The organism is Gallibacterium anatis DSM 16844 = F 149 (assembly GCF_000379785.1).
Taxonomy (GTDB): domain Bacteria; phylum Pseudomonadota; class Gammaproteobacteria; order Enterobacterales; family Pasteurellaceae; genus Gallibacterium; species Gallibacterium anatis.
On the sequence record NZ_KB903721.1, the window covers coordinates 1 to 12,196 of the forward strand.

Sequence of the window (12,196 nt, forward strand, 5' to 3'; positions counted from 1 at the left end):
AGCAAATCTGCTGCTGATCGTGCTGTTACTTCTAATACAAAAAATTCAAGCAGTTTTCTTTGTATAGATTTCTTTAGTTTACAATTGGTTATCTTCATTTTTGTAGCTTAGCATAAGTGCTAATCTACTTCAGCCCCAAAGCTATTTTCTATTTGCGTATTGATAGCTTACTTTCCCTCTTTATTTTACTTGCGGATCAACACCATTAGCCAATAATGCCCGAAATTCCTCACGTTTTGCCCGTGCTTGTGATAAAGATATTTCAGGATAAGCCCCGATACTAAACTTAGTGCGCTTGTTGGTTATAGGGCGATAATAATTAAATTGCCACGTTTTAGAACCTGTGGCGGAGATAAGCAAAAATAGCCCATTGCCGTCGGTTAAAGTATAGGACTTGCCTTGCGGTTTTGCCCGTTCAATTTCTGTATTAGTTAAAGGCTTTGTAACTCTTGGCATATCTAAGAACCTCATTTTAGTAACTATGGAAAGTGGTTAGTAACTATACCCTATTTGTAGTTACTATCATAGTTACTAAAATCCGCGCTTTAACTCAATTAGTTACGATTAGTTGCGATAGGTAAAATAGGTTAAACCCTTGAAATTACAGGGATTAAAAAAGCCTTTCGAGTAGTTACGAAAGGCTTCGTTTAGTTAGTTGGTGCTCTGGGCGAGACTTGAACTCGCACGTCCTACAGACACTACCCCCTCAAGATAGCGTGTCTACCAATTCCACCACCAGAGCGAAATTCTTATTTTGGAATATCCTGGTTAACATCCTGTTTTGCAGGTAATTCAGTTACTGGTTTAGCTGCTTCTTCTTTAACTTGTTGAGCCACACCGGAAAGATCATCGAAGTTACCTTTCGGTTTGCTTGAATGTGCAGTTAAATTACCTAGCAATAAACTAATTGCAAAAAATACAATTGCCAAAATTGTTGTAGTACGAGTTAAGAAATTCCCCGCACCGCTTGCACCGAATACTGTTCCAGATGCGCCGGCGCCGAATGATGCTCCCATATCTGCGCCTTTACCTTGTTGTACAAGGATAAATGCGATTAACGCAATCGCGATAATAGGATAAATAATTAATAAAACTTGATACATTGTATAATCACACGTTAGTTAAACTTTTTATTTAAGCATTTTGCCAAAATTAACGGGCTGCATATTATAAGATTGACTTGCGTTGTGCAAGTCTTTTTCTATCGCTAAGCGTTGATTGATAAAAAAATAAGCGATAGCGATGAAAAAGGAAAAAGTTCGCGAAATAGCGCTTGTTTATTCTTAAAAAGAAGTGTAATTTTATCGTTACATTAAGTGTACTAAAAAATTTACAAGGTGATCTAAGATGAAAAAAGACAGTATTCACAATGTCCATATTGTGGATGAAAGAGTATTAATTACGCCGGATGAATTGAAAGCGAAACTTCCTTTGGAACAACCATTACGTCAAAATATTGAACGCTTCCGTCAAGAAATTGCGGATATTGTACATCGCCGTGATAAACGCTTATTGGTGGTGTGTGGTCCTTGTTCCATTCACGATATTCCTGCGGCAATTGAGTATGCAAAAAAATTGCAGGCATTGTCGGAAGAATTGAAAGATCAATTATATATCGTGATGCGTGTTTATTTTGAAAAACCGCGTACGACAGTGGGTTGGAAAGGTTTGATTAATGATCCTAACTTGGATGGGACGTTTGATGTTGAAAAGGGGCTACATTTAGCCAGAAAATTATTATTGGATTTGGGACATATGGGTTTGCCGTTGGCGACAGAGGCATTAGATCCGATTACACCGCAATATTTAGCGGATCTCTTTAGTTGGTCGGCGATTGGTGCAAGAACCACTGAATCGCAAACTCACCGAGAGTTGGCATCCGGTCTTTCTATGGCGGTCGGTTTCAAAAATGGTACTGATGGTAATTTGGCAACTGCGATTAATGCGCTTAAAGCTGCTTCGCAGGAGCACAGTTTTATCGGTATTAATCAGCAAGGTCAGGTAAATTTATTGCATACCGGCGGTAATCCGGATGGGCACATTATTTTGCGTGGCGGTAAAAAACCAAATTATCAGGCGGAATTTGTCAAACAAAGTGAAGAAGAGTTGGAAAAATCAGGATTGGAAGTGTCGATTATGGTGGATTGCAGCCACGGAAATTCCAATAAAGATTATCGTCGTCAGCCAATTGTCGCAGAAGATGTGTTGCAACAAATTGTAGATGGAAACCGTTCTATTACCGGCATTATGTTGGAAAGTAATTTAAATGCCGGAAATCAAAGTGCCGATCAACCAAAAGCGGAGATGAAATACGGTGTATCCATTACCGATGCCTGTATTGATTGGCAGACAACAGAAACATTATTGCGTAAAATGCACGATACTTTAGCTCAATTAGATCGTTAATTTATTTTGGAGAGAGAACGTGGAAGCATTACAAAAATTACGCGCACAAATTGATGAAACCGATCAGGCATTATTGGCATTGCTTGCGAAAAGGTTACAGCTAGTGGCTGAAGTGGGCAAGGTCAAACACCAGCACGGGTTGCCGATTTATGTGCCGGAACGTGAAGCTGCGATGTTGTCTGCACGGCGCCAAGAAGCAGAAAAAATGGGGCTCTCTCCTGATTTAATTGAGGATGTGCTAAGACGTGTGATGAGAGAATCTTATCACAGTGAAAACCAATACGGCTTTAAAACAGTCAATCCGGAGATTAAAAAGATTGTTGTTGTCGGAGGTCGCGGTAAATTGGGTGGACTATTTGCTCGTTATTTGTCAAATTCCGGTTACCGTGTAGAAATCTTGGATCGTGATGATTGGCAACAGGCGGCACAGATTATTGAAGGTGCCAATATGGTGTTGGTTTCCGTGCCGATTACGGTAACAGAGTCTGTAATTGAAAAGTTGCAACCCTATTTACATCCAGAAATGTTGTTGGCGGATTTAACGTCAGTAAAAACTGCACCAATGGCAAAAATGATGGAAGTTCATCAAGGTGCTGTGGTTGGTTTACACCCAATGTTCGGGCCGGATATTGCCAGTATGGCAAAGCAAGTGATTGCTGTCTGTGAGGGACGTTATCCTGAACGTTATCAATGGTTGCTGGATCAATTTTATATTTGGGGCGCGCGCTTGTATCAGGTTACACCGCAGGAACACGATCACAGTATGACTTATATTCAAGCATTGCGCCATTTTTCTACTTTTGCCAATGGGTTGCATCTTTCACAACAGCCGGTGCAGTTAAAAAATTTATTAGCACTTTCTTCACCGATTTACCGTCTGGAATTAGCGATGATTGGGCGTCTATTTGCACAAGATCCGGCGCTTTATGCCGATATTATTATGGATAAAGCGGAAAATTTAGAAGTGATTAAAACTTTGCAAAAAAGTTATCAACAAGCATTACAATTTTTTGAAAATGGTGATAAGCAAGGGTTTATCAGAGCTTTCCAACAGGTTCACCACTGGTTTGGGGATTATTCAGAACAGTTTATGCAAGAGAGCCGGCAGTTGCTGCAACAGGCATATGATCATCGAAAACACGATTAAATAAGGTTATCGGATAACACAATGGCGGGATTTTTCCCGCCAGTTTTTTAGAGATAAGAAACAAAATTTTCTTTGTCTTTATTGTACTCTTTTGCCGGGCGGTTATTGGGGTTTTCAGCCGTTCCCACCATCACCAACGCCACAATTTTATCTTGCGGACGACAACCGAACGCATTTCTTAATGCAGTACCGTCAATCCAAGGACCGGTCACCCAAACATTGGCATAACCTAACGCATTAGCTGCTAATTGAAAGGCATAGGTTGCGCAACCGGCACTTAACATTTGCTCCCAAGCAGGCACTTTTTTGATCTCTTTATTAATTTCTGCGATAACAGCAACAAACATCGGTGCGCGCTGAGGAAATTTTTCTGCTTTAGCCAATCTTTCTGCACCGAGATCGAGTTCAACAACAGCTTCTTTTAAAAGATTACCCAACTTTTGTAACCCTTCATTTTCAATAACAACAAAACGATAAGGGGTTAATTTGCCGTGATCAGGAACGTGGCGGGCAGCTTGCAATAACGTTTCCAATTCTTGTCTGTTCGGTGCCGGTGAGACTAAATTTTTTTCAGAATGGCGATTTAGTAACAAATCTAATGCTTGCATAGTTTTTTCTCCTTGAGGAATCAGATGACGTATTGTAGCACGCAACACAGTCGTTCAGCGAAAAAGATCGTTTATTGATAAGCATTTTGTGCTATTTTAACTGACCGGAAATGATAAATAATAAGGTGTGAATTGTGTTTGCTATTTTTCGTTTTATTTGGAATTGTTTAAATTTTTTACGCCGCGTTTTAATGAATCTGTTATTCCTTTTAGTGGCGGCAATCTTGTTTATTGGCATCAGTTTATTCGTAGGAGAACAGAATAAACAACCGTTACCGCAAGGGGCGTTGCGCCTAAATTTAGATGGCTTTCTAGCGGATAACAGAGATCAAAACAGTGAATTGAAGGCGTTATTGAATAATCTGCAACAACAGGCAATGCCGGAAAAAATATCGACTTTTGATGTAATTTTTGCCATTACTCAGGCAAAAAAAGATGAGCGTATTAAAGGCATTGTGCTGGATCTCAACCATTTTGAAGGTGGTGATTTGCCTTCGCTGACTTTCATTGGAAAAGCATTAAATGAGTTTAAACAAAGCGGCAAACCGGTGATCGCCGTGTCAGATAACTATTCACAAAAACAATATATTTTAGCCAGTTATGCCGATAAACTTTATCTACATCGCCAAGGTCAAGTGGAGTTGACCGGATTGGGCGGTGAACAGTTCTATTATAAGTCACTGTTAGATAAGATTGATGCACAGCCGCATATTTTCCGAGTCGGCACTTATAAATCCGCAGTCGAGCCTTTGTTACGGGATGATATGTCGGAGGCTGCCCGTCAAAATGCAAGCCAGTGGTTGAATGCAATGTGGCATAATATTCAGACAACAGTGAGCGATAATCGTCATCTTAAAAAAGAGCAAGTTTTCCCTTCAACCAATGATTTTCTGCAACAAGTGAAAAATTTGAAAGGTGATCTCACACAATATGCGCTGAATAATAAATTGGTAACGGAAGCCGCAACACATTATCAAACGGAAGAATATCTGAAGCAACAATTTGGCATAGATCAGGAAAATCATTATCAACATATTGATTTTTCAGACTATTTAGCAGGGTTGCCGGATTATGAAACTGCCAATATAACGGATAACAATATTGCGGTCGTTCGTATTGAAGGGGCAATTATTGATGGAGAGAGCGATGAGGAAAATGTTGGTGGCGACAGCATTGCACGCTTGTTGCGAGAAGCAGCAGAAGATAAAAGCGTAAAAGCAGTGGTGTTGCGTATTAATAGTCCGGGCGGCAGTGCATCCGCATCTGAAATTATTCGTGAAGAAGTTGAGCATTTACAGCAATTAGGCAAGCCGGTGGTGGTTTCAATGGGGGGAATGACGGCTTCAGGCGGTTATTGGATCGCCAGCACTGCGGATTATATTGTGGCGGATAAAAATACCATCACCGGTTCGATCGGTATTTTTGCAGCATTCGTGACGTTAGAGAAAAGTTTGGCTAATTTAGGTATCCATTCTGATGGCGTGAAAACTTCACCGTTGGCATCAATGTCGCCATTTACCGCATTAAGTCAAGAGTATAGCGATGTTATTCAGATGTCGATTGAGCACGGTTATGATCAATTCATCAGCCTAGTGGCTAAAGGGCGTAATTTGGATAAAACGCAAGTGGATAATATTGCCCAAGGGCGTGTCTGGCTTGGTGAAGAGGCGCTAAAACATAAATTGGTCGATCAGTTGGGTGATTTTAATACTGCGGTTGAAATAGCTTCAGAGAAAATGAAGAGCAAAGAGAAAGGATTGGCGGATGCTCAAATTGGCTTTTTATGGTTATCAGAGGAGCAAGACAGAGGTTTATTATCACTCTTAGCACAAAAGAGAAGCAGTGTAGTGCAATATTTGTTACGTGCAGTTGGCGTTGATCATTTTGTTGAAAGCAAACAAATGCGCCAACAGCTCGGGCTACTGACAGAGTTTACTGATCCGAAAGGTCAATATTTATACTGTTTGAACTGTCAATCTACTTATTAATATAAAGGCATAAAATGATTAAAAAATTATTGCAGGCGATTGTTATCGGTTTAGCGGCGGCAATGTTGATCGTCTTAATATTATCCGGTACCGGCAGCAATCACTTTTTAAGCAAATTTTTCAGTCCACAAGTTGCATCTTATAATGATGCGGTTCGTATTGCAGCACCTGCAGTAGTGAATGTTTATACAAGATCATTACAAGATTCGAACCGCAATGATTTCGGTGTTAATAATTTAGGTTCCGGTGTGATTATGCGTAGTAACGGTTATATTCTAACCAATAAACATGTTATTCAAAACGCTGATCAAATTATTGTGGCACTACAATCAGGTAAGATTTATCAGGCAACCATTATTGGCAGTGATTGGCTAACGGATTTAGCAGTATTGAAGATTAACGCCAATGATTTACCGACCATTCCGCAAAATCCGGAACGCACTGTGAAGGTCGGTGATGTTGCTTTAGCTATCGGTAATCCCTATAACTTAGGGCAGAGCGTTTCTCAAGGCATTATCAGTGCCACCGGACGCAATACTATCAGTGAATTTAAACAACAGGATTTTATCCAGACCGATGCTTCCATCAATCAAGGTAATTCCGGCGGCGCGTTAATCAATTCGTTAGGTGAGTTAATCGGCATTAATACTTTAAGTATCGGGCGTTCAGAAAATGAAGTGGTGGCTGAAGGTTTAGGGTTTGCGATACCGATTAAGTTGGCAAACACCGTGATGAGTAAGATTATTCAGGATGGACGAGTTATTCGCGGTTTCTTTGGCGTGGAAAGTCAAATGTTTTCCAGCGCGCCGATAGAGGACAACTCACAAAAAGGGGTGTTGGTGACCAATCTTAGTCAGAATGGGCCGGCACAGCGCGCCGGAATTCAAATTGGCGATATCATTGTGAAATTTGGCAATACGGAAGTGCAATCGCCTGCACAAATGGTCAATATGGTTGGAAATATGAAACCCGGCGCGGTAGTTACCGTACAAGTATTGCGGAAAAATAAACTTTATAATATTCCGGTTGAGATAGGGGAATATCCGATCAATTAAATAGGAGCAGGTGATGATGTTTGAAATCGCAAAATGTTGGACAGAAAGGCAACAAAATGATCCTCGCCGAGAACACGATCACCGTTCACCCTATCAACGTGATCGTGGACGAATTCTGCATTCTGCTGCGTTTCGTTGTCTGCAGGCGAAAAAACAGATCCACTCTATCGGTGAAAATGATTTTTACCGTACACGTTTAACGCATTCGTTAGAGGTTGCTCAAATTGGTGGCAGTTTGACTTCACAACTAAAATTGGAGGATGCATTTATTCATCTGCGCCAACAGAAGGGCAATGATTATGTTGAGCAAATCAAGCCGTCATTGATTAAAAAATTACTGCCAGCAAATAGTTTGATTGAAACGCTTTGTTTGGCTCACGATATTGGTCATCCGCCTTTTGGTCACGGCGGTGAAGTCGCGCTGAATTATATGATGAGCGATTGCGGTGGTTTTGAAGGAAACGGGCAGTCGTTTCGGATTTTAACTAAATTGGAGCCTTATACGCCACAGTGGGGAATGAATTTAACTCGCCGTACTTTACTTGGAATTTTGAAATATCCTGTCATTTTGGATCAAGTTTCTCCACAATATCAGCAGCTGGATTTGCCACGCAGTGAAGATCCTCGCTATGTCAAAATGGAAAACTGGCGTCCGGGGAAAGGGATTTTCCGCGATGATTTAAGCGCATTTGAATGGGTTTTGTCACCGCTTTCTCGCCAAGATTATGCTCTGTTTACCTCACTGCCGCAACGAACTTCAGCAGAACAAACGCTAAAAAGTCGTTATAAATCATTAGATTGCAGTATTATGGAATTGGCAGATGATATTGCCTATGCGGTACACGATTTTGAAGATGCGATTGTGGTTGGCTTGGTACATCGGGAGCAGTGGCAGCCAACATTGCAACAGTTGCAGCAGTGTCGAGCGGACTGGATTCGAGATAATATTGTCGTCTTGACGGATGCACTATTTTCCGATCAACATTATTTGCGTAAAAATGCGATAGGTTCATTGGTCAATTATTTTATTACGCATATTCGTTGGCGTGAAAATGAACAATTTAATGAGCCTTTACTGCGTTTTAATGCAGAATTACCGCCGGAAACAGTGGAAGTATTAAATCTGTTTAAACAGTTTGTTAGCCAATTTGTGATTCACGAAGTGAAAACACAACGCATAGAATATCGGGGACAACGCATTTTGACAGAAATGTTCCAAATTTTTGTTACCGATCCGACCAGATTATTGCCGCCAAACACGGTGAAGCGTTGGCAACAAGCGGAAGAAACACATCGTAAACGCGTTATTTGTGATTATATTGCCGGAATGTCGGATGCTTATGCCTTGCGCTTGTATCAGCAGCTATAGATAAAAGATTCGCCTGCCCTCATCAGCAGGCGAAAGCCATTATTTAAAACTCAGCAACAAAATAATGGCGATAATACCTAAGCCGATACCCATAAAATTGATTTTATTAAGTTTTTCTTTAAATACAAATAGCCCGATTAGTGCGCCTAAAATGATGACCCCAATATTCATTCCGGCAAAAACCAATGAAGGATTTTGGCTAAGTTGTTGATGTGCTTTGATATAAAAGAGAATGTTTAGAAAATTCAGCACGCCAAGCAGTAAACCGGCAAGCATACTTTTTGCTTGCCAACGTATTTTGGCGAAAATTAAATAAGCAAAAATAAAACAACCGGCAACGATAAATGAGGTGAAAAGCGCAAATGGAAAATCGACACCGAATTTAGCAATCTGTTTAAATAAAATATCAATCACGCCGTAACCGAACCACACTAACAGCAATAGCACAAAACCCACTATGCCGCCAGAAGCACCATCCGCTTTATGTTTGAAAATCAAAGCAAATAAGGCTAAGAATGCTAACAGAATAGCGATGGTTTTCTGTGAAGTCAGTGGTTCGCCAAAAAGTAAAAACGCAGCGAGAATCGGTAAAAAGAGCGATAAACGTTGCGCCGCATCAGCGCGAGCGATACCGTTATGTTCTATCGCTTTCGCCATCACCAAAAAAATAGAAGGCAATAACAAACCAAGTAAGAGAAAAATCCAGCTGTGTTCATTTTGGCGTAAAGCATCACTAAACGATAACCCTTGAAAATCGGGCTGTAACACGAAATAAGTTAAGGAACTTGCCATAATATAATTGCAGGCAATAGCTTGTGAAATAACGATCTGTTGTGAACGTGCGATTTTGAGAAAAACGCTCACAGCGACGCTACAGAAAATAGCGATAAATAGTGACAACATAATTATTCCTTGCAAAAAAAGTAAGATTGCTGGCGATTTTAGGCAATATTCACTATGATACGCAAGCACAAACTAAGGATAAGATAATGATGCAGCAAAAATTAGATCAGAATTCACCACTTGATGCGTGGTTGGCATATTTGGAGCATTTGCACAGTAAAAATATAGATATGGGGTTGGAACGGGTTAAATCCGTGGCACAACAATTAAATTTATTAAATCCGTCCGCATTTGTCATTACGGTCGCAGGTACAAATGGTAAAGGCACAACTTGTCGATTGCTGGAAACATTGTTGCTCAATGCCGGTTATCGTGTCGGCGTGTATTCTTCACCACATATTTTGCGCTATAACGAACGAGTTCGCATTCAAGGGGCGGAGTTGTCGGATCAGATGCATAGCCGAGCATTTTCAATTATTGAACAGCAAAGAAATCAATCCTTAACCTATTTTGAATTTAGCACTTTAGCGGCTTTATTATTGTTTCAACAAGCAGATTTAGATGTCATTATTCTTGAGGTTGGCTTAGGTGGGCGTTTGGATGCGACCAATATTATCGACACTGATTTAGCCATTATTACCTCTATTGATATTGATCATATTGCATTTCTCGGCGATAACCGCGAGCAAATTGGTTTTGAAAAAGCGGGAATTTGTCGTGAAAATACGCCATTGGTTGTCGGCGAGCCGGATTGCCCAATCTCCATTAAACAGGTGGCAGAAAAATTGCACTGTCCGAGCTTGTATCGTGAAAAGGATTTTTCAGTGCAACAGACCGATCAGGATTGGGCTTTTCAAATAGGAACGGAACAGTGGCAACATTTACCATTTTGTCACATTCCATTGCAAAATGCCGCAACTGCGTTGGCAGCACTAAAGTTTCTACCATTCAAGATTACCTCGTCACAAATTAAACAGAGTTTGCAAAATGTTGAATTGGCTGGGCGCTTCCAATTTTTAAGTCAAGAACAGTACCAAAACTTGGCTCAACGATTTAATGTAGAAGGCAAAAATTTACCGCAAATTGTGCTGGATGTTGGACATAATCCACACGCGGCACGTTATTTAGCAACACAATTAGCACAAAAGAAAGCAAATTATCGTCATATTTATGCTATTTGCGGTATTTTGCAGGATAAAGATGCCATAGGTGTATTAACACCATTGTTACCTTTTATTACAGCGTGGATTTGTGTTCCTTTGGCTGGCGAAAGAGGACAAAGTGCTACTGAATTACAACGGAAGTTACAGTTAGTGACAGAAAAAAATCATAATTTATTGGAAAGCCAGGCAGTTAATTCAATGTTACAGGGTGTAGATATTGCTTTAAATAAGGCACAAAAAGAGGATCTGTTGTTGATTTTTGGCTCATTCCACACAGTAGCGGATTTTTTGAATGTGTTAGGTAATGATTAATGACGACATTTTTAGTGGATCTTAATTGTTGAAAAGAGATGTATGCCAACTGAGATGATTTGGTATTGACTTAAATTCACGGTCGCGCGTGAGGTGACCGGAATTTAACGATAAATTTTTTTGCATTAAATACGTCGTTTCAATTCACGGTCGCGCGTGAGGCGACCGTTTATCACTAATAAAGGTAGATTTGTTGACATGGTAGTTTCAATTCACGGTCGCGCGTGAGGCGACCGGAAACTTTCTTAACTTGCGATAAGTAAGTGTTAGGTTTCAATTCACGGTCGCGCGTGAGGCGACCGATCATCAGCCTTTTAATGCCCCTGCCATACAAAGTGTTTCAATTCACGGTCGCGCGTGAGGCGACCGACTCTAGCAAGGTTTTGTTAGGATTGATCTGCGTAAGTTTCAATTCACGGTCGCGCGTGAGGCGACCGAAGGAAAAAATTATGAAAACTCTCACATATAAAAATGTTTCAATTCACGGTCGCGCGTGAGGCGACCGCTATCCCAAGTCAAACACCTTGCCCTGAGTTAGTAGTTTCAATTCACGGTCGCGCGTGAGGCGACCGTTTTGGCTGATGTTGGAATGTTGGCTAGGGGAAACGAGTTTCAATTCACGGTCGCGCGTGAGGCGACCGAGGTTCGCGCGGCATATGATAGATCCAGAAAATGGTTTCAATTCACGGTTGCGCGTGAGGCGACCGATAAAAACGGATATTCACCCAAACTGATCTTTCTTGTTTCAATTCACGGTCGCGCGTGAGGCGACCGTACTTAATATCGGCTATATAAAGCAATATTGGGATGTTTCAATTCACGGTCGCGCGTGAGGCGACCGTAATCTACCTGTGCGCCTCGTCTTACTTTTACTTGTTTCAATTCACGGTCGCGCGTGAGGCGACCGCAGTGTTCTAGGCATTGGCCCCCCCTATTAACTGTTTCAATTCACGGTCGCGCGTGAGGCGACCGAAATGATTATCAATCAAAAAGAAATGACAAAAGAGTTTCAATTCACGGTCGCGCGTGAGGCGACCGAAAAGATTAAATCCAGACCTCAACATAGAAGCATTGTTTCAATTCACGGTCGCGCGTGAGGCGACCGAAGTGCATCTATCCGGTCATCGTGTTTCCCATTAGGGTTTCAATTCACGGTCGCGCGTGAGGCGACCGTACTGCTAAAGAATTGGCGGAACGCAATAAAATGTTTCAATTCACGGTCGCGCGTGAGGCGACCGCTAACTTCTTTTGTTTTTTCGTCATTTCTTAAACTGTTTCAATTCACGGTCGCGCGTGAGGCGACCG

9 protein-coding genes, 1 tRNA gene, 2 pseudogenes and 1 CRISPR repeat array are annotated in these 12,196 nt (G+C 41.1%); of the genes and pseudogenes, 6 read left to right on the forward strand and 6 right to left on the reverse strand.

The features are described 5' to 3' along the window. The 4 genes and pseudogenes from A3EO_RS13390 to secG form a co-directional block, all read right to left on the reverse strand. Positions 1-98 (reverse strand): annotated as a pseudogene (locus tag A3EO_RS13390) (IS1595 family transposase); the annotation flags it as partial. A 91-nt stretch (positions 99-189) separates the two neighbouring features. After that, positions 190-456, reverse strand: a pseudogene (locus tag A3EO_RS0109240) (integrase arm-type DNA-binding domain-containing protein); the annotation flags it as partial. Positions 457-656: 200 nt separating this feature from the next. Beyond that, positions 657-742: transfer RNA gene (locus tag A3EO_RS0109245), tRNA-Leu, on the reverse strand. 7 nt (positions 743-749) lie between these two features. After that, entirely contained in the window at positions 750-1,103 is a 354-nt protein-coding gene (gene secG, locus A3EO_RS0109250; RefSeq protein ID WP_018346922.1) for a preprotein translocase subunit SecG, read from the reverse strand. Between the two features lie 244 nt (positions 1,104-1,347). Here secG and A3EO_RS0109255 point away from each other — a divergent pair, with 244 nt between their 5' ends. Both A3EO_RS0109255 and tyrA read left to right on the forward strand, forming a co-directional pair. Beyond that, positions 1,348-2,406, forward strand: a complete 1,059-nt coding sequence (locus A3EO_RS0109255) for a 3-deoxy-7-phosphoheptulonate synthase (RefSeq protein ID WP_018346923.1) — start codon at positions 1,348-1,350, stop codon at positions 2,404-2,406. A 19-nt stretch (positions 2,407-2,425) separates the two neighbouring features. Continuing rightward, positions 2,426-3,553, forward strand: coding sequence for a bifunctional chorismate mutase/prephenate dehydrogenase (gene tyrA / locus A3EO_RS0109260; RefSeq protein ID WP_018346924.1), 1,128 nt, complete (start codon positions 2,426-2,428; stop codon positions 3,551-3,553). Positions 3,554-3,600: 47 nt separating this feature from the next. Here the strand turns inward: tyrA and A3EO_RS0109265 are convergent, their stop codons facing one another. Continuing rightward, positions 3,601-4,161, reverse strand: a complete 561-nt coding sequence (locus A3EO_RS0109265) for a nitroreductase family protein (RefSeq protein ID WP_018346925.1) — start codon at positions 4,159-4,161, stop codon at positions 3,601-3,603. A gap of 134 nt (positions 4,162-4,295) precedes the next feature. Between A3EO_RS0109265 and sppA the strand changes: the two genes are divergently transcribed. Genes sppA through A3EO_RS0109280 form a run of 3 tightly spaced genes read left to right on the forward strand, consistent with a single transcriptional unit; the run spans position 4,296 to position 8,573 of the window. Further along, positions 4,296-6,149: a signal peptide peptidase SppA gene (sppA, locus tag A3EO_RS0109270; protein WP_018346926.1), complete on the forward strand. Its 1,854-nt coding sequence runs from the start codon at positions 4,296-4,298 to the stop codon at positions 6,147-6,149. A 14-nt stretch (positions 6,150-6,163) separates the two neighbouring features. Further along, positions 6,164-7,204 (forward strand): outer membrane-stress sensor serine endopeptidase DegS, encoded by a 1,041-nt coding sequence (degS, locus tag A3EO_RS0109275; RefSeq protein ID WP_018346927.1) that lies wholly within the window; start codon positions 6,164-6,166, stop codon positions 7,202-7,204. A 13-nt stretch (positions 7,205-7,217) separates the two neighbouring features. Continuing rightward, a complete protein-coding gene (locus tag A3EO_RS0109280; RefSeq protein ID WP_018346928.1) occupies positions 7,218-8,573 on the forward strand; it encodes an anti-phage deoxyguanosine triphosphatase in 1,356 nt (451 codons plus the stop codon). A gap of 39 nt (positions 8,574-8,612) precedes the next feature. Here A3EO_RS0109280 and A3EO_RS0109285 read toward each other — a convergent pair whose 3' ends face one another. Beyond that, positions 8,613-9,476 (reverse strand): EamA family transporter, encoded by an 864-nt coding sequence (locus A3EO_RS0109285; RefSeq protein WP_018346929.1) that lies wholly within the window; start codon positions 9,474-9,476, stop codon positions 8,613-8,615. A gap of 86 nt (positions 9,477-9,562) precedes the next feature. On the opposite strand from A3EO_RS0109285, the gene folC reads away from it, so the two are divergent. After that, positions 9,563-10,891 (forward strand): bifunctional tetrahydrofolate synthase/dihydrofolate synthase, encoded by a 1,329-nt coding sequence (gene folC, locus A3EO_RS0109290; RefSeq protein WP_018346930.1) that lies wholly within the window; start codon positions 9,563-9,565, stop codon positions 10,889-10,891. A gap of 68 nt (positions 10,892-10,959) precedes the next feature. After that, a CRISPR array of direct repeats spans positions 10,960-12,196; the repeat unit is 32 nt; unit sequence GTTTCAATTCACGGTCGCGCGTGAGGCGACCG.

Coding starts and splice junctions, on each gene's coding strand:
- secG (WP_018346922.1), bottom strand. CDS start 1,103: ATGTATCAAGTTTTATTAATTATTTATCCTATTATCGCGATTGCGTTA.
- A3EO_RS0109255 (WP_018346923.1), top strand. CDS start 1,348: ATGAAAAAAGACAGTATTCACAATGTCCATATTGTGGATGAAAGAGTA.
- A3EO_RS0109265 (WP_018346925.1), bottom strand. CDS start 4,161: ATGCAAGCATTAGATTTGTTACTAAATCGCCATTCTGAAAAAAATTTA.
- degS (WP_018346927.1), top strand. CDS start 6,164: ATGATTAAAAAATTATTGCAGGCGATTGTTATCGGTTTAGCGGCGGCA.
- A3EO_RS0109280 (WP_018346928.1), top strand. CDS start 7,218: ATGATGTTTGAAATCGCAAAATGTTGGACAGAAAGGCAACAAAATGAT.
- A3EO_RS0109285 (WP_018346929.1), bottom strand. CDS start 9,476: ATGTTGTCACTATTTATCGCTATTTTCTGTAGCGTCGCTGTGAGCGTT.
- folC (WP_018346930.1), top strand. CDS start 9,563: ATGATGCAGCAAAAATTAGATCAGAATTCACCACTTGATGCGTGGTTG.